Here is a 20763-nt window from a genome sequence, read left to right on the forward strand (position 1 = left end):
TTCGTACGTGTGTTGGGTCACGAAGGTGAAGGCCCCATAAGTTGCCGGCGCCGGTGCGGCGGAAAAGCATGGGGAGGGTGAGCTATCTGCGCCTTCCCCACCTCAGCGGCGACCTGCTCTGCTTCGTCGCCGAGGACGACCTCTGGCTGGCCCCCCTCGACGCCCCGGGCCGCGCCTGGCGACTCACCGCGGACCGCACCAAGGCCGGGCACCCGCGCTTCTGCCCCGACGGCCGCCGGATCGCCTACACGAACTGGCGCAGCCTCGTCCCCGAGATCCACCTCGTCGACGTCGAGGGCGGACCCGCCCGGCAGCTGACGTACTGGGGCAGCGCCGACACCCAGGTGTGCGGCTGGACCCCGGACGGGGACATCCTCGCCGTGGCCTCCCACGGCCAGCCCTTCTCGCACTTCACCTGGGCCTACAAGGTGCCGGCCGACGGCGACCCGGGCGGCCGGCTGCCCTGGGGGCCGGTCGCCGACATCCAGGTCGCCGACGTCGACGGCGTCCACAAGACCCTGCTGCTCACCGGCACCCCGCCGCACGAACCGGCCTCCTGGAAGCGGTACCGCGGCGGTGCCATGGGCCGACTGTGGCTGCACGGGCAGCGGCTGCTGCCGGACCTCGACGGCCATCTCGCCTCCCCCCTGTTCGTCGCCGGCCGGATCGCCTTCCTCTCCGACCACGAGGGCGTCGGCAACCTCTACTCCTGCGCCCAGGACGGCACCGACCTGCGCCGCCACACCGACCACGACGCCTTCTACGCCCGGCACGCCTCCAGCGACGGCGAGCGGGTGGTCTACCAGTGCGCGGGCGACCTGTGGCTGGTGGACGACCTCTCCCCGGACGGCGTACCGCGCAGGCTCGACATCCGGCTCGGCGGGCCGCGCACCGGCCGCCGCCGCCACCAGGTGCCGGCCGCGCAGAACATCGACGGCATCTCCGTGGACGAGACCGGACGGGCCAGCGCGGTCGTCGTCCGCGGCAGCCTGTACTGGCTCACCCACCGCGACGGCCCCGCCCGTACGATCACCGAGACGCCCGGCGTCCGGGTACGGCTGCCGGAGATGCTGGGCTCCACCGGCCAGATCGCCTACGTCACCGACGCCGAGGGCGAGGACGCCGTCGAGGTCGTCCACCTGCCCCGCGCCACCGGCGGCCGCGCCCCCCGCCGGCCGGCCTCCGGCTCCCTGGGCCGCGTCCTGGAGCTGGTCTCCGACCCCCTGGGCGAACGCCTGGCCGTGGCCTCGCACGACGGCCGGCTGCTGCTGATCGACGTGCCGGAGGAGGAGACGGAGGGCGGGACGGGGGCGGGGGGCGAGACGCGGACAGAGGCGGGGACGGAGGCCGGGACGGGGGCCGTGAGGGAGACGGGGGCGGGGACGGAGACGGGGGCGGGGACGGAGGAGCAGGCGAAGGAGCGGCAGGGCGGGGCCGAGGAGACCGGTGCCGCTGCCGCTGCCGCCGGGCCGCGCGGAACCGTCACCGAGCTGACCCGGTCCGTCAACGGCCCGGTCCGCGACCTCGCCTTCTCCCCCGACGGCTCCTGGATCACCTGGTCGCACCCCGTCATCGGCCGTTCCCTGCGCCAGATCAAGCTGGCCCGCATCAAGGACCGGCTGATCGTGGACGTGACCAACGGCCGCTTCGAGGACGAGAACCCGGTCTTCACCCGCGACGGCCGCTACCTCGCCTTCCTCTCCTGGCGCGGCTTCGACCCGGTCTACGACGTGCACACCGGGGACCTGTCCTTCCCGCTCGGCTGCCGCCCGTACCTCGTCCCGCTCTCCTCCGCGACCCCCTCCCCCTTCGCCCTCAACCCCGAGGGCCGGCCGGCCGCCGGCGGACTCGACCCGCTGGAGGACGAGGAGAGCGGCGAGGCCGGGACGGTGACGGTCGAGGTGGAGGGACTGGCGAACCGGGTCACACCGTTCCCGGTGATCGCCTCCAAGTACTCCGGGCTGCACCCCGTCGCCGGCGGCGGCCTGGTCTGGCTGCGCTGGCCGATCTCGGGCGCGCTCGGCGAGACCTTCGTCAACCCGGCCGACACCAGCGGTCGCCCCACCCTGGAGTACTTCAACATCACCAAGGCGAAGAAGTCCGAACTGGTCGACCACCTCGACTGGTTCACGGTGAGCGGCGACGGCACCCGGCTGGTCGTGGTGGACGAGGGCGACCTGCGGGCGGTGCCGTCGACCGAGACCGGCGACGCCGACTCGACCGTCTGGATCGACGTACGCCGCATCCTGCACGAGGCCGACCCGCCCGCCGAGTGGCGCCAGGCCTACGACGAGGCGGGGCGGCTGATCCGCGCCTACTTCTGGGACCCGGGCATGTGCGGCATCGACTGGGACGCGGTGCTCGACCAGTACCGTCCGCTGGTCGAACGGGTCGCGTCCCCCGACGAGTTCGCCGACCTGCTGCGCGAGGTCCTCGGCGAACTGGGCACCTCCCACGCCTACGTCACCGCCGCCCGCCGCAACGAGGGCCCGCCCCACTACCAGCGCTGGCAAGGCCTGCTCGGCGCCAACTTCGTGCGCCGCGACGGCCGCTGGACGGTCAAGCGGATCCTGCTCGGCGACTCCTCCGACTCCAGGGCCCGCTCCCCGCTGGCCGGCACGGGCATCCGCGAGGGCGCCGTCCTCACCCATGTCGACGGCCGCCCGGTCGACCCGGTGGCGGGCCCGTACCCGCTGCTGGCCGGCTCCGGCGGCACGACGGTGGAGCTGACCTTCCTCACGGGCGAGGGCGACACCGGGCACGCACGACGGGTGGCCGTCGTCCCGCTCATCGACGAACGCCCGCTGCGCTACCAGGACTGGGTGGCCAAACGCCGTGCCGTGGTACGGGAGTTGAGCGGTGGCCGTTGCGGCTATCTGCACATCCCGGACATGGGCGGCTCCGGCTGGGCCCAGTTCAACCGCGACCTGCGGATGGAGGTGTCCCGGCCCGCGCTCATCGTGGACGTGCGGGGCAACGCGGGCGGCCACATCAGCGAACTCGTCATCGAGAAGCTGACCCGGACGATCGTGGGCTGGGACCTGACCCGGGACGCGCAGCCGGTGTCGTACACCTCCAACGCCCCGCGCGGTCCGGTGGTGGCGCTGGCCGACGAGGCGACCTCGTCCGACGGCGACATGATCACCGCCGCCTTCAAGCTGCTGAAGCTCGGCCCGGTCGTCGGCCAGCGCACCTGGGGCGGAGTCGTCGGCATGACCGGCCGGCACCGGCTCGGCGACGGCACCGTCATCACCGTCCCCATGAACGCGGCCTGGTTCGACGCCTACGGCTGGTCCGTGGAGAACCACGGCGTCGCCCCCGACCTGGAGATCGTGCGCACCCCCCTCGACTGGGCCGAGGGCCGCCACGCCCAGCTGGCCGACGCGGTGGAACTGGCGCTGAGCCTGCTGGAGACCAACCCGGCGGCGGTCCCCCCGGACCACAGCGCCGTACCCGACCGCTCCCGCCCGAAGCTGCCGCCGAGGACCGGCGCATGACGTTGCCGCCGGGCACCGGCGCACGACGCGCCGTGGGGCACCCTTCCGAGAAGGGCACCCCACGGCGACCGAAGCTCAGTGCCTAGGACTCGTAGTCCTGGCCGAGCCGGTCCTCGACCTGCTGCTCCGTGTCCTCGATGTCACGGAAGTTCTTGCCGCCGCGCTGCGGCTGCTGGCCCTCCCGGCCGCTCTGCTGACCGCGCTGGCCGGCCTTCTCGCGGCCCTGGCCCATCTTCTCCTTGGCCTGGTCCTTGGCCTGACGCGACTTGTCCTGGAACTGGTCCTTCATACCCATGTGGGTTCACTCCCGTGGTGGGTGGGTTCAGACCCCCTCTGTGGGGCCTCGACCAGATTCACACGACTGAACACGCCCTGCATGTCGATCAGTTACGGTGCGTAGCGCGAGCGGTCTCGTCCGCGGCCCCACCTGCGCCGACGAGCCCCGAGCGCATGCCCTGCAGGCGCGGCGCGAACCGCTTCATCTCGCGCTGCCCGACCGTCCCGATGAGCGCCGGCAGGTACCCGCGCACGCCCTGCATGCCGCGCAGCCACCACTGCCCGTACACATGCGCCGAGCGTCGCTCGATCCCGGCGACGAGCCGGTCCACCGCGGGCCCCAGCGGGTACGTCTTGTTCGACGGCCACGGCAGCCGCTGCCGCAGCTCCCGCATGACCTCGTCCTGGTCGGCGCCGCGCACCATGTCGGTGTCGGTCCAGGACAGGTAGCCGACGCCGACGCGCACACCCTGGTAGCCGACCTCGGCGCGCAGACTGTGCGCGTACGCCTCCACGCCCGACTTCGACGCGCAGTACGCCGTCATCATCGGGGCCGGGGTGATCGCGGCGAGCGAGGCGATCTGCAGCAGATAGCCGCGGCTCTCGACCAGCACCGGCAGGAACGCGCGCGCGGTCACCGCCGAACCGATCAGGTTCACCTCGATCACCCGGCGCCAGGCCTGCGGATCGGAGTCGGCGAAGGGACCGCCGGTCGCCACGCCGGCGTTGGCGACGACGATGTCGACCTTCCCGAACCGGGCCTTCACCTCCTGCGCGACCCGGCTCATCGTCTCGTGGTCGGTGACATCGGCGTACCAGTGGGCGCTGTCGCTGTGCAGCCGCCCGGAGACCTCCTTGAGGGCCTCCTCCTCCAGTCCGACCAGCGCGACCTTCGCCCCGCGCGCGGACAGTTTCCGCGCCAGCAGCTCACCGACGCCGCGGGCCGCCCCGGTGACGACCGCGACCTGCCCTTCGAGGCTGACCCTGCTCATGCGCTCTCCTTGGTCTGCGTGGGAGTCCGCGGGGGGTTCCGCGGGGAAGTCAGCGGGGCGTTCCGCGGGGGAGTCTCCGCCGTTTCCGGCCCGGGAGTCCCCGCCGCCTTCTGCGCGGGGATCCCCGCGGGAATCTCCGCGGGAATCTCCGTGGGAGCCTCCGCGGAGATCTCCGCGGGGACGGAACCGTGCCCGGGGCCGGCCCCCGTGACATACGTGCCGACGAGTTCCCGGATCCGGCCGGTCACCGGCTCGGGCGCCTCGATCGGGGTCATGTGGCCGATGCCGGGCAGCTCGGTGACGCCGACGCAGTGCGGCAGCGCGGCCGCCAGCGCACGGGCGTGCACCGGGGGCGTGAGCCGGTCGTCCGTGCCCTGGATCACCGCGGTCGGCTGCCGCAACTCCCGTACGCCGTGGTCGAGATCGAGCCCGGCGAGGACGACCGACCAGGCGTGGCGCGCGGCGCGCGGACAGGCGTGCACGATCCGCGCGCACGCCTCCACGCGGTCCGGGGTGGAACCGGCGCCCATGGTGGCGTACTTCAGGACGCGCATCGCGAGCGGGGTGACCGGGCCGAGGGGGGCGCGGGAACCGAGGACGCGCCCGGTGAGCCAGGTGCGCACCCGCCCGGCGCGCAACGGCACCACACGCGCCTCGGCGGCCAGCCGCGAACTGCCCGTGCTGCACAGCAGGACGGCGGCGGCGTGCTCCCGGAAGCGGGGCCGGCCGGCCGCGGCCATGACCGTCATGCCGCCCATGGAGTGGCCGACGACGAGCGCCTTCTCCCCGGGCGCGAGGGCCGCCGCGAGGACCGCCTCCAGATCGTCCGCCAGCGCCTCTGTGGTGCACGCGGGGCTCGCGGGGCTGCGACCGTGCCCCCTCTGGTCGTAGGCGATCACCCGGTGGTCGACGGCCAGTTCCCGTATCTGCGCCGCCCAGAACGCCGTCGAGCAGGTCCAGCCGTGGGAGAGGACGACCGGGGGCGCGTTCTCCGGGCCGTGCACCTCCACGTGCAGCCGGGCGCCGTCGGCGGAGACGGCGGTGAGGGTGCGGGCCGGGACGGGCGGGGCGTAGGGGCCGCTCGTGACGGAGGCGGCGCGGCTCATGCGACGGCCTCGCTCTTCCGCCCGGAGACCGCGGCGGGTTCGCGGATCACCTCGTACTCCGCGAGGTCCACCCGCCGGGTCGCGCGCCGGAACTCGGTGGTCGTACCGGGCCAGATGGTGGTGTTGCGGCCGCTCGCGTCCAGGTACCAGCTGGTGCAGCCGCCGGTGTTCCACACCGTCCGCTTCATCCGTTCCTGGACGCGGTGGTTCCAGTCCTCGACGGCCGCGGGCCGGGCGTCGAGGGCCGCACGGCCTCCGAGGACGTCCAGTTGCCGCAGGTAGTCCGCCATGTAGTTCAGCTGGGACTCGATCATGAGGATCATGGAGGAGTTCCCGAGGCCGGTGTTGGGGCCGATGATCGTCATCCAGTTCGGGAACCCGGCCGCCGAGGCGCCGCGCAGCGCCTGCATGCCGTTCTTCCAGGACTCGGCGAGCGTGATGCCCTCCGCGCCGACCACCCGCTCGGCGATGGGCATGTCCGTGACGTGGAAGCCCGTGCCGAAGACGATCGCGTCGACCTCGGCCTCGGTCCCGTCGGCGGCCACGACCGTGGACCCGCGGATTGCGCCGAGCCCGCTGGCCACGACGTCCACGTTGGGCTCGGCCAGGGCCGGGTAGTACGTGCTGGACAGCAGGATCCGCTTGCAGCCGATGCGGTAGTCCGGGGTGAGCTTGGCGCGCAGGGCCGGGTCCTTGACGGCCCGGGCCATGTTCCGCTTGGCGAGCTGCTCCACGAGGCCGAGTTCGTCCGGACGCTTGGTGAAGGCCTGCACCTGCAGCTCCCGGATGCCCCACAGCAGGCCGCGCCGGGCCTGGGCGGTGACGGGCAGCCGCCGGTGCAGCCACCGCTCGGCGCCGCTGATCGCCCGGTCGACGCGGGGCATCACCCACGGCGGGGTGCGCTGGAAAAGGGTGAGCCGGCCGACCCGGGGCTGGATGGCGGGCACGATCTGGATCGCGGAGGCGCCGGTGCCGACCATGGCGACCCGCTTGCCGCGCAGGTCGTAGTCGTGGTCCCAGCGGGCGGAGTGGAAGACCTTGCCGGGGAAGGAGTCCAGGCCCGGGATCTCCGGGATCTTCGGGTCGGACAGCGGCCCGGTGGCCGAGACCACGACGTCGGCGGTCAGCGCGCCCCGGGTGGTCTCGATGTTCCACCGCAGCGTGTCGTTGTCCCAGGTCATGAGCTTGACCTCGGAGCCGAGGCGGAGGTGGGGGCGCAGTCCGAAGAGGTCGGTGACGTACTCCAGGTAGGCACGGATGTGGCGCTGCCCGGAGAAGGTGCGCGGCCAGTCGGGGTTGGGCGCGAAGGAGAAGGAGTAGAGGTGCGAGGGCACGTCGCAGGCGCACCCGGGGTAGCTGTTGTCCCGCCAGGTGCCGCCGACGCTGTCGGCGCGCTCCAGGACGACGAAGTCGGTGATCCCCTCGCGGCGCAGCCGGACGGCGGCCCCCAGACCGCCGAACCCGGATCCGATCACCGCCACCCGTACATGCTCGTGCTCGGCCATCCCGAAGCCTCCACGCATCACCTAGGACTCTGCCAGTGATTACTGGCGCAATGGGACTGTAGAGCAGTCGCGTACTGAGCGGTAGGGGGCGGAGGAGGGAAAGTTACCCGCGGTACGCCATAGGCTGCGGGCGTGGCAGAGGACGCAGAACACCCCGCAGCCAGGCGCGAGTACCGCATGGAGGAGCTCGCCCGGATGGCCGGCATCACCGTGCGCACCCTGCGCTTCTACCGCGAACGCAAGCTGATACCGCCGCCCCGCCGCGAGGGCCGTATCGCCTGGTACGACGACCACCACCTGGCCCGGCTGCGCACCATCGCCACCCTGCTGGAGCGCGGCCACACCCTGAACGGCATCGCGGAACTCGCGGACGCCCTCGACCAGGGCCGCGACGTCGCCGACCTGCTCGGCGTCGGCGCCCCCACCGAGGAGGAACCGGTCCGCCTCACCCCCGAGGAACTCGCCGCCCGCTTCGAGGGCGAGGTCACCCCGGAGAACCTCGCCGCCGCCATGGAGCTGGGCTACCTCGGCACCGACGGCGACACGATCGTCCACATCAGCCGGCGCCTGCTGGACGTCTCCTCCGCACTGGTCCGCGAGGGCATCCCGCTCGCCGAGGTGCTGACGGCCGGCGCCCGCGTCCGCGAACACGCCGACGCCCTGGCCGAACTCTTCGCCGACCTCATCCTGCGCCACGCCCCCGAGGAGGACCTGCACCGACTGCGCCCCCTGGCCCGCAGCGTCGTGGAGGCGGAACTCTCACTGGCCCTGGACCGCCGGCTGAACAAGCCCGGCTGAGGCTCCCCGGACCGTGGGCGGCGACCGGGTCTAGAGGTCGAAGACCACCGTCACCGGCGCGTGGTCCGACCAGCGCTCCGCGTGGCTGGCCGCTCGCTCCACCACCGCCTTGACCGCACGCCGCGCGAGCCCGGGCGTCGCCACGGCGAGATCGATGCGCCAACCGGAATCGTTGTCGAAAGCCCGCCCCCGGTACGACCACCAGGTGTACGGCCCCTCGGCCTCCGGGTGCAGGGCGCGGACCACGTCGACGTATCCGCCCTCGGCAGCCGCGAACACCCGACCGAGCCACTCCCGCTCCTCCGGCAGGAAGCCGGAGTTCTTGGTGTTGCCGCGCCAGTTCTTCAGGTCGGCCTGCCGGTGGGCGATGTTCCAGTCGCCGCAGACGAGGACCTCGCGCCCGTCGGCGGCGGCGCGCTCGCGCAGCTCCTGCAGGTGGACGAGGAACTCGCCCATGAAGCGGATCTTCTCGTCCTGCCGTTCGGTGCCGACCTCGCCGGAGGGGAGGTAGAGGGAGGCGACGGTGACGCCGGGCAGGTCGGCCTCGACGTAGCGGCCGCTGCCGTCGAACTCCGACGAGCCGAAGCCGACGCGGACCCGGTCGGGCTCGCGGCGCGTGTAGAGGGAGACGCCCGCGCGGCCCTTGGCGGCGGCCGGGGCGTGCACCACGTGCCAGCCGTCGGGCTGCCGGACCTCCTCCGGCAGCTGGTGCGGCTCGGCGCGCACCTCCTGCAGGCAGACCACGTCCGCCTCGGTCCCGGCGAGCCACTCCACGAAGCCCTTCTTCGCGGCGGCCCGCAGTCCGTTCACGTTCACCGAGGTCACAGTCAGCACCAGGGCACGATACCGGCACACTGGTCGGGGTCCGCAAAATCACGGACCCCCACCGATTGCATAGAAGTACGATGCTCAGTATGAATATACGCCGTGTTCGCTTCGACCACCCCGACGCAGTGAAGCTCAACGACGAGGTCCAGGCCGAGTACCACCTGCGCTACGGCGACGGGGGCGACGCCACGGCCCTGGACGCCGCGGACTTCGACCCGCCCCGGGGCGTGTACCTGATCGCGTACGACGCGTACGACCGCCCCGTGGCCACCGGCGGCTGGCGCAGCCAGGACCGCAACGAGGAGGGCAACGAGGACGGCGACGCGGAACTGAAGCGGATGTTCGTCATCGAGGAGATGCGCGGCCGGGGCCTGGCCCGCCGGATCCTCGCGGCCCTGGAGGAGGACGCCCGCATGGCCGGCCGGGTCCGCATGGTCCTGGAGACCGGCACCAAGCAGCCGGAGGCCGTAGCCCTGTACACCTCCAGCGGTTACGAGCCGTGCACCAAGTTCGGCTACTACCGCCACCACGAGGAGAGCCTCTGCTACGCCAAGCGGCTCTGAGCGGAGTCGGGCCGGTGAACCGTGGACCCGTCCGGGTGCCCGCTCACGGCGTCTTCCGGCCTCGGCCGCGCACGGCGGCCGGCGGCCCTGCCGCTGCCCGGGCGCGCCGTTCCACGGCCCCCGGAAACGACGAAGATCCCGACCGGTCGTGATGACCGACGGGATCTTGTCGTGCAGTGGACCTGAGGGGATTTGAACCCCTGGCCCCCTCGATGCGAACGAGGTGCGCTACCGGACTGCGCCACAGGCCCTTGCAACGAGTGAAACTCTAGCATCCCGATCGGGGTGCTTGGAAATCCGCTCCCTGACTGGTCAGGACGGGGATTTCCGGTGGTGACCCGGGTCACTCGTTGGCGGCCCGGGGGCGGTCGCCGTCCTCGAACTGGTCGAAGAGAGGGGTGCGTCCGCGTTCTCGTGCCCGGCGGGCGGAAGCGGCGCGGCGGGCGTCGCCGTGGCCGCCCGCGGGCTTCTCCCCGGTCCCGGGCGCCGCCGCCCCGGTCTCGGCCTGCGGCGCGTCCTCCTGCTCCGGGACGACCGTGCTGGAGCGTGCCGAACTCCAGGTGTCGGGCGCGCCCAGATCGACGTCGGAGGTGGCGCGCGGGGCGACCGGCGCGGTGACGTACGTCGGCAGGGGCACCGGGACCGGGTCCCAGCGGTCCCCGTGGCCGGGCCGGCGCTGCCGCTCGCGCTGCTGGTCGACCCACTCGGCGTGATCGGTCTGCTCGACGAGGGCGCGCCGGTCGGCGGCGAGCGCGGACAGGCCGGTGTCCGTGCCGGTGTCCGGTGCCTCCTCCGGCGCGTCGGCGTCGGGGGCCGCGTCGAGTGGCGCGCGGCGGTGCGGCTGGCGCTCGCGCAGTCGCTGGGCCGCGGCCTCGGCGTGCCGGCGGTCCATCTGGTAGGCGAAGCGGCGGCGCTCCTGCGTCCGCAGGTGGGCGATGTACCCGCTCAGCAGGAGGGCGGGCACACCGGGCGCCCAGAGGAAGGCGAGACCGCCGACGGCGGCCACGATCGCGCCGAGGGTGAAGGCGAGGAAGAGCATCACGGTGGTGCGCCGGCGCCTGGCGAGCACCTTCGAGCGCCGGGCGCGCGCCGCGGCTGTCTGCGCCGCGGAGGCCTGGGCTGCGGAGACCTGCGCCGCGGAAGGCTGGGCCGCGGGGGCCTGGGCCGAGGGCGCGTGCTTCTGCGCCGGTACGGACGCGGGGGTGCGCCTGGGTGCCGGCTCGGGGGCGGGGTCGCGTGCCGGGTCGGCGACGTCGGCCGCCTCCGGCTCGGCCTCCGGCACCGCGTGACGGCGGGTCGGGGGCACGGCGAAGGCCCGGACGTCCACCGCGTCGGTGACGGCGTCCGGATCGACGGCGTCGGGCTCCCCCTCCTGGGCGGAGCGCGCCTTCAGGTCCCTGGCGTACCGGCGCTCCATACCCGCTCGTCCGGACAGCAGCCGGATGGCGGTGCTGAAGCGTTCCGTCGGACGGGCCTCGTTCAGCTCGTCCTGCCTACGGAGCCACATCGGCACCAAGTAGGCGGCCCAGGCCCCGACAATGACTGCGTAGATGAGGCCGCTGCTGCTCACGCTCACACGGTAGAGGGGTTTGCGCGAGGCCATCCGCCAATTGGGCCGGTGTGTCGCACGATCTGGCTGATATTTCCAGCATTTTTTGCGACCGATGCGATCACAGGGCCGCCGGAGTAGCGAATTTCGGCGGCCGAGACGGTCAACAGCCGATCAATTTCGAACACATTTTCAATTACGGACTCTCGGTGCGCTGGGTGCCGTGAGAGCGTGCCCGCTTCCACCGCGCGAGCAAACCGTCGGGCACCTCTTCCGCGGTGAGCGCGAAGACCAGATGGTCCCGCCAGGCGCCGTCGATGTGCAGATAACGCGGCCGGAGCCCCTCCTCACGGAATCCGAGTTTCTCCACCACCCGTCGGCTCGGCCGGTTCTCGGGGCGAATGCAGACCTCGATCCGGTGCAGACCGACGGTACGGAAACAGTGGTCCACGGCGAGCGCGACGGCCGTCGGCATCACCCCGCGTCCGGCCACCGCCTCGTCCACCCAGTAGCCCACGTGCCCCGAGCACATCGACCCCCAGGTGATCCCGGCGACCGTCAGCTGCCCGACCAGCCGGCCCTCGAACTCGATGACGAACGGCAGCATCCGGCCCGCCCCGGCCTCCGAGCGCAGGTGCCGGACCATCTGGCGGTAGGTCGGCCGGTGCGCGATCGGCCCGCTCTGTGTGGGCGGCGGGATCGTCGCCTCCCAGGGGCGCAGCCACTCGCGGTTGCGCCGGTTCACCTCGCGCCAGGCCCGCTGGTCACGCAGCTTTATCGGCCGGAGGACGACATCGCCGTCCGCCAGCACGACGGGCCAGGAGGGGCTGTTCAGCTCGCACCCCCACCGCTGCCGGGGCCGGGGTGGTCACCGCCGCGGATCTGGTCGACGGCGTGGAGCAGCAGGGGCTCCAGTACGGCGAGCCCGTCCCGCACCCCACCGGTCGAGCCGGGCAGGTTGACGATCAGCGTCCGCCCGGCGACCCCGGCCAGGCCCCGGGACAGGGCTGCGGTCGGGACCTTGTCCCGCCCGTGGGCGCGGATGGCCTCCGCGATGCCCGGCACCTCGTGGTCGATGACCGCGCGGGTCGCCTCGGGGGTGCGGTCGGTGGGCGACAGGCCGGTGCCGCCGGTGGTGACGACGACGTCGTACCCGGCCGCCAGGGCCGCCCGCAGCGCCGCTTCCACCGGATCCCCGTCGGGCACCACCTGCGGCCCGTCCACGGCGAACCCCAGACCCTGAAGACCCTTCACGACGAGCGGACCGCCCCTGTCCTCGTAGACACCGGCGGCGGCCCGGTTCGAGGCGGTGACGACCAGCGCGGCGTACGGCGCCGGCCGGGCGCCCCCCGTGCCGTCGCCGGACGTCATGCCCGGCTCCAGTCGCCCGACTTGCCGCCCGTCTTCTCCTCCACCCGTACGTCCGTGATGACCGCTCCCTTGTCGACCGCCTTGACCATGTCGATCACGGTGAGCGCGGCGACCGTCACCGCGGTGAGGGCCTCCATCTCGACGCCCGTGCGGTCCGTCGTCTTCACGGTGGCCCGGATCTCCACGGCGTCGTCCGCGACCGACAGGTCCAGTGTCACACCGGACACCGACAACGGGTGGCACAGCGGGATCAGGTCCGGGGTGCGTTTGGCCCCCATGATCCCGGCGATGCGCGCGGTGGCCAGGGCGTCGCCCTTGGGCACCCCCTCGCCGCGCAGCAGCTCGACCACGCGGGGGGACACGAGGACCCGGCCACTGGCACGGGCGGTGCGCGCGGTCACGTCCTTTCCGGATACGTCGACCATGCGGGCCGCGCCCGCGTCGTCGATGTGGGTCAGTCGGTCCTGCGACGTCATGGTGTGCTGCGCTCCCGGTCCGGGCCCGTCGCAGTGCGGTGCACGGGCCTGCTGTCCGCGACACCGTACCGCCAACCAGCAGGGCTCAGCCGAGCAGGACCACCTCGACCTCGGTGCCGGGCTCGGCGGACTCCACGTCCTCGGGCAGGACGATCAGCGCGTCGGCCTGCGCCAGCGCCGCGATCAGGTGGGAGCCGGAGCCGCCCACGGGGGTCACCTCGCCGTCGGCGTACGCGCCGCGCAGGAACTGCCGGCGGCCCTGGGGCGAGCGCAGCGCCCGGTCCGTCTTCAGGGTGGCCCGGACGCGGGGCCGGTGGACGTCCTCCAGACCCATCAGGGTGCGGATGGCGGGGCGGACGAACAGCTCGAAGGAGACGTACGACGAAACCGGGTTGCCGGGCAGCGCCAGCAGCGGGGTGTGGTCGGGGCCGATGGAGCCGAAGCCCTGCGGCTTGCCGGGCTGCATGGCGAGCTTGCGGAACTCCACACCGCTGCCCGGCTCCTCCGCGAACCCCGCGTACGCCAGCGCCTCCTTGACGACGTCGTACGCCCCGACGCTGACCCCGCCCGTGGTCACCAGCAGGTCCGCGCGGATGAGCTGGTCCTCGATGGTGTCGCGGAGGGTCTCGGCGTCGTCGGCGACGGCGCCCACGCGGTAGGCGATGGCGCCCGCGTCCCGCGCGGCGGCGGTCAGGGCGAAGCTGTTGGAGTCGTAGATCTGGCCGGTGGCCAGCGGCTCGCCGGGCTGGACGAGTTCGCTGCCGGTGGACAGCACGACCACGCGCGGGCGCGGGCGCACCCGGACCGTGCCGCGGCCGATCGCGGCGAGCAGCGCGATCTGCGGCGGGCCGAGGATCGTGCCGGCCGCCAGGGCGAGGTCTCCCGCCTTCACGTCGCCGCCCTTGGCCCGCACGTGCGCGCGTGCCTCGGCGGGCCGGTACACCTGCACCTGCCCCTCGGCGCCCTCCGGGGCCAGGCTGCGCGCCCGCATGCCGCTCACCGGGCCCTCGCCGAGCCCGCCGTCGGTCCACTCGACGGGGACGACGGCCTCGGCGCCGGGCGGCAGCGGCGCGCCCGTCATGATGCGCGCGGCCTGTCCGGGGCCGACCCGGACCAGGTCGGCCGCGCCGGCCGCGACGTCCCCGACGACCTCCAGGACGGCCGGGAACTCCTCGCCGGCGCCCGCCACGTCCGCGACCCGTACCGCGTACCCGTCCATGGAGCTGTTGTCGAACGGGGGCAGGGACACCGGCACCGTGACGTCCTCGACCAGGACGCAGCCCTGGGCGTCGAGCAGTTGCAGCTCGATGGGTTCCAGGGGGCGGACGGTCGAGAGGATGTCCTCCAGGTGCTCGTCCACCGACCACAGGTCGTCCGGGCCGGCGGGGCGGATCGCGGCGCTGCTCAAGACTGCTGCATCTCCTCGGCTACGTAACTGCGAAGCCAGGTCCGGAAGTCCGGGCCCAGGTCCTCACGTTCGCACGCGAGTCTGACAATGGCACGCAGGTAGTCGCCGCGGTCCCCGGTGTCGTAGCGGCGGCCCTGGAAGACGACGCCGTGCACGGGGCCGCCGACCTTCTCGTCCTGCGCGAGCTGCTGGAGGGCGTCGGTGAGCTGGATCTCGCCGCCCCGGCCCGGCTCGGTCTTGCGCAGTATGTCGAAGATGTGCGGGTCGAGGACGTAGCGGCCGATGACCGCGTAGTTCGACGGGGCGTCCGCCGGGTCCGGCTTCTCGACCAGTCCGGTGACCTTCACGACGTCGCCGTCGGCGGTGGCCTCCACGGCCGCGCAGCCGTAGAGGTGGATCTGCTCGGGCGCGACCTCCATGAGGGCGATCACGCTGCCGCCGTGCCGCTCCTGGACGTCGATCATGCGGCGCAGCAGCGGGTCCCGCGGGTCGATCAGGTCGTCACCGAGGAGGACGGCGAAGGGCTCGTGGCCGACATGCGGGGCGGCGCACAGCACGGCGTGGCCGAGACCCCTGGGGTCGCCCTGGCGCACGTAGTGCATGGTGGCCAGGTCGCTGGACTCCTGCACCTTGGCGAGCCGCTCGGCGTCGCCCTTCTTCTCCAGCGCCGATTCCAGCTCGTAGTTGCGGTCGAAGTGGTCCTCCAGGGGGCGCTTGTTGCGCCCGGTGACCATGAGGACGTCGTCGAGCCCCGCCGACACGGCCTCCTCGACCACGTACTGGATCGCCGGCTTGTCCACGACCGGCAGCATCTCCTTGGGAGTGGCTTTGGTGGCCGGCAGGAACCGGGTGCCGAGGCCTGCTGCGGGGATGACAGCCTTGCTGATCCTGGGGTGGGACTGAGTCATGCCCGCCACCCTATCCGGTGCCTTTGTTGGGAATCTGTGGCTCCGGTTGCTTGACCCTCATATGACCTGCATTAAGAAGGGCGCGCGACGAGCAGTGGAACACGACGGACGTACGGCCGAGCCTGACAAGCGTGTATTGCGGCGGGTCTTCCTCTCGGTGAGGAACAGGTTGACGGCGGATGACGTGCGGGAAGCGGGCCGTGCGCTGGCGGAGCGCGCCCTGGAGCTGCCCGAGCTGGTGCACGGTCGCACGGTGGCGGCGTACGTCTCCGTGGGGAGCGAGCCCGGCACGCTCGCGCTGCTCGACGCGCTGCGCGCGCGGGGCGTGCGCGTCCTGCTCCCCGCCCTCCTGCCGGACAACGACCTCGACTGGGGCGAGTACACCGGTCCCGACTCCCTCGCGCGCGTCCAACACGGCGGAAGAATGGCGCTTTTCGAGCCCTCCGGAACGCGGCTCGGCCCGGACGCCGTGACGGCCGCGGACGTCGTCCTGCTGCCCGGTCTCGCGGTGGACGCGCGCGGGATGCGGCTGGGGCGCGGCGGAGGATCGTACGACCGCGTGCTCGCCCGGCTGGAGCGGGCGGGCGCCCACCCCCGGCTGGTGGTGCTGCTGTACGACGCGGAGGTCGTCGCGCGCGTCCCGGCGGAGGCGCACGACAAGCCGGTGCACGCGGTGGTGACCCCGTCGGGGGTACGCCGCTTCCCGAGCCCCTGACCGAGCTCCGCCCGGGCCGCCCCGCATCGCGCGGGACGCCCGCCCGCGCGAAACGGAACGGCCCTCCACGCGCGCGTGGAGGGCCGTTCCGCGGTGTGTCGCCTAGGGGGCGGTCACGGTTTGAGGACGAGGGTGTCGCTCGTGCTCCGGTCCACCGCCTTGCCCGAGAACGACCAGGGCAGCAGCTCGCCCTTGGCCCACTTGCCCGTCTGGTCCGTGTAGTGCGCGTTGAACGCGTGCCCGGACGCGCCGCTCAGGTTGATCCACTTGGACTTGTCGAGGTCGGCGAGGTTGACCACCATCCGCATGGACGGCACCCAGACCACGTTGTAGCCGCCGGCGGCGTTCCAGCCGGACGCGTTCACCGTGGACTCGCCGCCGCTGAGCTTCCAGGGGCCGCGGTTCAGCAGGTACTGCAGCGCCTTGGGGCCCTCGGTGCCGAGCGTCTGGTTCTTCAGGAACAGCCGGTGCAGGCGGCCCCAGCTCCAGGTGTCGATGTCCTTGCCGAGCTTGGCGGTCAGCTCCCAGCGGGCGTCGATCATCGCCCGGCGGAAGAGCTCGTCGCGGTTGTCGGCGGCGGGGCGGGTGCCCGACTTGGGCGTCTTCCACCAGTCGCTGTCCGGCTTGTCCATCAGGGTGCGCACGACCTCGAACCAGCGGTCGCCGCCGTCCGGCTGCGCCTGGTCGGCGTCGCGCTGACCGCACTCGCGCACCTTGGTGTCGTCGTCCACCGGGCCGGTGCTGTCGATCTTGTCGACCCACAGGCACTGGCCCTTGACGCGGACCTCCTTGGGGAGCTTGTTGCCGAAGGCGAGCTTGAGGATGTTGCGCCAGACGGCGTTGAAGTACGCGGCCGCCGCCGAGTCGGCCTCCTGGGTGTAGTCCCAGCCCTCCAGCAGCTTCTGCGCCTCGCGGACGTCCGGGTCGTCCAGGTTGATCTTCAGCAGCTTGGGCACCAGCAGCTTGGCGATCTCGCTGCTGTTGTCCAGCTGCATCTGGCGCATGTCGTCGGTGGAGATCCTGCCGCCGTCCTTGATCTTGGATTCGATCAGGTCGGAGATGCGCTGGCTGCGGGTGCCGTAGCCCCAGTCGGTGGTGAGGGTGTACGGGTACTTCTCCGGGTCGACCACGGCCTGGTTGGCGGTGACGATGTAGCCGCGCTTGGGGTCGTACTCGTAGGGCAGCTCGTCCTGCTTGATGAAGCCCGTCCAGCGGTACTTCGAGTCCCAGCCCGGTGCCGGGATGGCGCCGGTGTCCTTGGCGGAGCGGGTGGGGATCCTGCCGGGCAGCGTGTAACCGATGTGGTTGTCCGTGCTGGCGAAGACCAGGTTCTGCGAGGGCACGTCGAACAGGGCCGCCGCCGCGCGGAAGTCGTTCCAGTCCCCGGCCCTGTCGAGGGCGAACACGGCGTCCATCGTCGTGCCCGGGTCGAGCGCGGTCCACCTGAGGGCGATGCCGTAGCCGTCGCCCCGGTCGGGCGCGGCGGTGTTCACCGAGGCCTTCCTGCCGACCTGGACGAGTTCGTCGTCGCGGTCGGACAGCAGCGGCATCCCGTCCTGGGTCTGGCGGACGACGATCGTCTTGGCCTTGCCGCCGGCGACCTTGATGGTCTCCTCGCGGGTCTTGAACGGGCGGACCTTGCCGTCGTAGAGGTAGCCGTTCGCGCTGACCTTCTCCAGGTAGAGGTCGGTGACGTCGACACCGGAGTTGGTCAGGCCCCAGGCGATCTTCGCGTTGTGGCCGATGACCACACCGGGCATGCCGGCGAACGTGTAGCCCGTGACGTCGTACCGGCACTTGCTGGAGACGGTCCGGCAGTGCAGGCCCATCTGGTACCAGACGGACGGCAGGGACGCCGACAGGTGCGGGTCGTTGGCGAGCAGCGGCTTGCCCTTGACGGTGTACTTCCCGGCGACCACCCAGGAGTTGGAGCCGATGCCGTGGCCGTTCACCCCGACGGCCGTCGGCAGGTCGTCCAGGACGCTGTGGAGGCCGCCCAGCTGGCTCGTGAGGCCCGAACCGGTCCCGGTCGGCCCCGCGGTGCCCGTCCCGCCCGCGGAGGAACCCGTGCCGCCCGTGGTGCCGGTGGTGCCGGTGGTGCCGGTGGTCCCCGTCGTACCCGTGGCGCCCGTCGTGCCCTGGGAACCGGTGGTGCCGCCCGTCGTGCCCTGGGCGGAACCGGTGCCGGCGCTCTGCTGGAAGGCACTGGTCAGCTCGTCGTACTGGCCTTCCTGGACGATCGGCTTGTTGCGGCCGTACGGGTAGGCCGGATACAGGTCCTGGATCTGCTGCGGGCCGAGGCGGCTGGTCATCAGGGCGCGGTCGATCTCGTCCTGCATGTTGCCGCGCAGGTCCCAGGCCATCGCCTTCAGCCACGCGACGGAGTCGACCGGGGTCCACTCCTGCGGCTGGTAGTCGTTGGTGAGGCCCAGGGCCGCGTACTCCAGCGAGATGTCCTTGCCGCTCTTGCCCTGGAGGTAGGCGTTGACCCCCTTGGCGTAGGCCTGGAGGTACTTCTTCGTGGAGGCCGACAGCTTGGTGTCGTACTCCTGCCGGGCGACCCGGTCCCAGCCGAGGGTGCGCAGGAACGCGTCGTTGTCGACCTGGCTCTTGCCGAACATCTCCGACAGGCGCCCGGAGGTCATGTGCCGGCGCACGTCCATCTCGTAGAACCGGTCCTGCGCCTGGACGAAGCCCTGCGCCATGAACAGGTCCTCGTCCGAGGAGGCGTAGATCTGCGGGATGCCGTAACCGTCCCGCTTGACGTCGACCGGTCCCGACAGGCCGTCGAGCCTGATCGTTCCCGTGGTCTGCGGGAAGGAGGCGCGGACCGTGCTGATCGACCAGTACGCCCCGAAGGCGACGCCGCCGATGATGGCCAGGACCAGCACAAGCACGATCAGTCGGGCTTTGCGCCCCTTTTTCCTGCCGGACTTGCCGGGCGTGGCACTCGCACCCGTGGTGGCGGTGTCACCCGTTGTGGCGGTGGTGTTGGGGGGCATCGCTGTCCTTGCTGTCCTAACGCGAGCGGCAGGTCGGGCTGTGACTTTGAATGAGCGCTGGAGCAACCATAGGCGCAGGGCCCTGTCCCGCTTGACGCGGAGTCGGGAACCAGCGCGCACGAGCGTTCGATCTTGCCTCGCGAACGTCAAGAAAGCGTCAAGACTTAGGTAAGCTAACGAAGTAAACCGGAGATCACCTGTCCGATCCGAGGGGGAACGCCCGCTGACTGTCCACCACCTCAACCAGCTCCTGCTCGTCTGCTCCGTCGTGCTGCTCGTCGCCGTCGCGGCCGTCCGGATCTCCTCGCGCAGCGGGCTCCCCAGCCTGCTCGTCTACCTGGGGATCGGCGTCCTCATGGGCCAGGACGGGATCGGCGACGTCCACTTCAACAGCGCCGCGGTGACCCAGGTCATGGGATACGCGGCCCTGGTCGTGATCCTCGCCGAGGGCGGTCTGGGCACGAAGTGGAAAGAGATCCGGCCGGTTCTGTCCTCCGCCGCCGTCCTGGCGACCGTGGGCGTCGCGATCAGCGTCGGCGTCACCGCGGCGGGCGCGCACTACCTGGTCGGGCTGGAGTGGCGGCAGGCGCTCATCATCGGCGCGGTGGTCTCGTCGACGGACGCGGCGGCGGTCTTCTCGGTCCTGCGGAGAATCCCCCTCCCCGCGCGCGTGACGGGCACGCTGGAGGCGGAGTCCGGCTTCAACGACGCCCCGGTGGTCATCCTGGTCGTGGCCTTCTCCACGGCCGGCCCGGTCGAGCACTGGTACGTCCTGCTCGGCGAGATCGCCCTGGAGCTGGCCATCGGCGCGGCCCTGGGGCTCGCGGTGGGCTGCTTCGGCGCCTGGGGACTCCGGCACGTCGCCCTGCCCGCCTCCGGCCTCTACCCGATCGCCGTGATGGCCATCGCCGTCACCGCGTACGCCGCCGGCGCCCTGGCCCACGGCAGCGGCTTCCTCGCCGTCTACCTGGCCTCGATGCTGCTCGGCAACGCCAAGCTGCCCCACTGGCCCGCCACCCGCGGCTTCGCCGAGGGGCTCGGCTGGATCGCGCAGATCGGCATGTTCGTCGTCCTCGGCCTGCTGGTCACCCCGCACGAGCTGGGCGACGACGTCTGGCCCGCCCTCGTCATCGGGCTGGTGCTGACCATGGTGGCCCGCCCGCTGAGCGTGATCGGCAGCCTGGCGCCGTTCCGGGTGCCCTGGCGCGAGCAGGCCCTGATGTCCTGGGCGGGACTGCGCGGCGCCGTGCCCATCATCCTGGCGACCATTCCCATGGTGAACGGCGTCGACGCCAGCCGCCGCATCTTCAACATCGTCTTCGTCCTGGTCGTCGCCTACACCCTCGTCCAGGGGCCGACCCTCCCCTGGCTGGCCCGCACCCTGCGGCTCGGCGAGAAGGGCGAGGCGGCCGACCTCGGCATCGAGTCGGCGCCCCTGGAACGGCTGCGGGGGCACCTGCTGTCCGTGTCCATCCCCGAGGGCTCCCGGATGCACGGCGTCGAGGTCAACGAGCTGCGGCTGCCGCCGGGGGCGGCCGTCACCCTGGTCGTGCGCGAGGCGAAGTCGTTCGTCCCGCTGCCCACCACGGTGCTCCGGCACGGCGACGAACTGCTGGTGGTGGCCACCGACCCGGTCCGCGACGCGGCGGAACGGCGCCTGCGCGCGGTCGCGCACGGCGGCAAGCTGGCGGGCTGGCTGGGCGCCGACGGGGCCGGCCGCACGCGGTGAGCGGGCAGCAGGCGTGCCGTCCCGTTCACAGCCACGGCGC

Annotated in this window: 17 protein-coding genes and 1 tRNA gene; 5 read left to right on the forward strand and 13 right to left on the reverse strand. The window is 72.3% G+C overall.

Annotation, left to right across the window (positions count from 1 at the left end):
- The first annotated feature begins 68 nt into the window (after positions 1-68).
- Positions 69-3497 carry a S41 family peptidase gene (locus tag ACZ7N4_RS11485; RefSeq protein ID WP_471356592.1) on the forward strand — a complete coding sequence of 1143 codons (3429 nt, stop codon included), beginning with the start codon at positions 69-71 and terminating at the stop codon, positions 3495-3497.
- A gap of 82 nt (positions 3498-3579) precedes the next feature.
- Here ACZ7N4_RS11485 and ACZ7N4_RS11490 read toward each other — a convergent pair whose 3' ends face one another.
- The 4 genes from ACZ7N4_RS11490 to ACZ7N4_RS11505 all read right to left on the reverse strand — a co-directional run bounded on the left by ACZ7N4_RS11490 (position 3580) and on the right by ACZ7N4_RS11505 (position 7376).
- Positions 3580-3792: a hypothetical protein gene (locus ACZ7N4_RS11490; RefSeq protein WP_471356595.1), complete on the reverse strand. Its 213-nt coding sequence runs from the start codon at positions 3790-3792 to the stop codon at positions 3580-3582.
- 88 nt (positions 3793-3880) lie between these two features.
- Complete coding sequence (locus ACZ7N4_RS11495; protein WP_471356597.1) at positions 3881-4765, reverse strand: SDR family oxidoreductase; 885 nt, start codon at positions 4763-4765, stop codon at positions 3881-3883.
- Positions 4762-5871, reverse strand: coding sequence for an alpha/beta fold hydrolase (locus ACZ7N4_RS11500; RefSeq protein WP_471356600.1), 1110 nt, complete (start codon positions 5869-5871; stop codon positions 4762-4764). The genes ACZ7N4_RS11495 and ACZ7N4_RS11500 overlap by 4 nt, the downstream gene beginning before the upstream one ends.
- Entirely contained in the window at positions 5868-7376 is a 1509-nt protein-coding gene (locus tag ACZ7N4_RS11505; RefSeq protein ID WP_471356603.1) for a flavin-containing monooxygenase, read from the reverse strand. Before ACZ7N4_RS11505 ends, ACZ7N4_RS11500 begins: the two co-directional genes overlap by 4 nt.
- Positions 7377-7553: 177 nt before the next feature.
- Between ACZ7N4_RS11505 and ACZ7N4_RS11510 the strand changes: the two genes are divergently transcribed.
- Complete coding sequence (locus ACZ7N4_RS11510; RefSeq protein WP_471357129.1) at positions 7554-8174, forward strand: MerR family transcriptional regulator; 621 nt, start codon at positions 7554-7556, stop codon at positions 8172-8174.
- 30 nt (positions 8175-8204) lie between these two features.
- Here the strand turns inward: ACZ7N4_RS11510 and ACZ7N4_RS11515 are convergent, their stop codons facing one another.
- Positions 8205-8999, reverse strand: a complete 795-nt coding sequence (locus ACZ7N4_RS11515; RefSeq protein ID WP_471357132.1) for an exodeoxyribonuclease III — start codon at positions 8997-8999, stop codon at positions 8205-8207.
- A gap of 89 nt (positions 9000-9088) precedes the next feature.
- On the opposite strand from ACZ7N4_RS11515, the gene ACZ7N4_RS11520 reads away from it, so the two are divergent.
- The gene (locus tag ACZ7N4_RS11520) at positions 9089-9565 is read left to right on the forward strand and encodes a GNAT family N-acetyltransferase (protein ID WP_471356606.1); all 477 of its coding nucleotides are present in this window, start codon (positions 9089-9091) and stop codon (positions 9563-9565) included.
- A gap of 177 nt (positions 9566-9742) precedes the next feature.
- Here the strand turns inward: ACZ7N4_RS11520 and ACZ7N4_RS11525 are convergent.
- From ACZ7N4_RS11525 to galU, 7 genes are all read right to left on the reverse strand, one after another.
- A tRNA-Ala gene (locus ACZ7N4_RS11525) sits at positions 9743-9816 on the reverse strand.
- Positions 9817-9908: 92 nt separating this feature from the next.
- On the reverse strand, positions 9909-11135 hold the full coding sequence (gene sepX / locus ACZ7N4_RS11530; protein WP_471356610.1) for a divisome protein SepX/GlpR: 1227 nt from the start codon (positions 11133-11135) through the stop codon (positions 9909-9911).
- 175 nt (positions 11136-11310) lie between these two features.
- A complete protein-coding gene (locus ACZ7N4_RS11535) occupies positions 11311-11925 on the reverse strand; it encodes a GNAT family N-acetyltransferase (protein WP_471356613.1) in 615 nt (204 codons plus the stop codon).
- A 20-nt stretch (positions 11926-11945) separates the two neighbouring features.
- Positions 11946-12485 carry a MogA/MoaB family molybdenum cofactor biosynthesis protein gene (locus ACZ7N4_RS11540; RefSeq protein WP_471356615.1) on the reverse strand — a complete coding sequence of 180 codons (540 nt, stop codon included), beginning with the start codon at positions 12483-12485 and terminating at the stop codon, positions 11946-11948.
- Complete coding sequence (gene moaC, locus ACZ7N4_RS11545) at positions 12482-12961, reverse strand: cyclic pyranopterin monophosphate synthase MoaC (protein ID WP_189294807.1); 480 nt, start codon at positions 12959-12961, stop codon at positions 12482-12484. The genes ACZ7N4_RS11540 and moaC overlap by 4 nt, the downstream gene beginning before the upstream one ends.
- Before the next feature lie 85 nt (positions 12962-13046).
- A complete protein-coding gene (gene glp, locus ACZ7N4_RS11550) occupies positions 13047-14369 on the reverse strand; it encodes a molybdotransferase-like divisome protein Glp (RefSeq protein WP_471356618.1) in 1323 nt (440 codons plus the stop codon).
- Positions 14366-15277, reverse strand: coding sequence for a UTP--glucose-1-phosphate uridylyltransferase GalU (gene galU, locus ACZ7N4_RS11555; RefSeq protein ID WP_470597090.1), 912 nt, complete (start codon positions 15275-15277; stop codon positions 14366-14368). Before galU ends, glp begins: the two co-directional genes overlap by 4 nt.
- 94 nt (positions 15278-15371) lie before the next feature.
- On the opposite strand from galU, the gene ACZ7N4_RS11560 reads away from it, so the two are divergent.
- Positions 15372-15992, forward strand: coding sequence for a 5-formyltetrahydrofolate cyclo-ligase (locus tag ACZ7N4_RS11560; RefSeq protein WP_471356621.1), 621 nt, complete (start codon positions 15372-15374; stop codon positions 15990-15992).
- A 113-nt stretch (positions 15993-16105) separates the two neighbouring features.
- Here the strand turns inward: ACZ7N4_RS11560 and ACZ7N4_RS11565 are convergent, their stop codons facing one another.
- Positions 16106-18994 carry a penicillin acylase family protein gene (locus tag ACZ7N4_RS11565; protein WP_471356623.1) on the reverse strand — a complete coding sequence of 963 codons (2889 nt, stop codon included), beginning with the start codon at positions 18992-18994 and terminating at the stop codon, positions 16106-16108.
- A 223-nt stretch (positions 18995-19217) separates the two neighbouring features.
- Between ACZ7N4_RS11565 and ACZ7N4_RS11570 the strand changes: the two genes are divergently transcribed.
- On the forward strand, positions 19218-20723 hold the full coding sequence (locus ACZ7N4_RS11570) for a potassium/proton antiporter (protein WP_471357135.1): 1506 nt from the start codon (positions 19218-19220) through the stop codon (positions 20721-20723).
- Positions 20724-20763 lie beyond the last annotated feature (40 nt).

Source organism: Streptomyces sp. NPDC107654 (genome assembly GCF_055639035.1).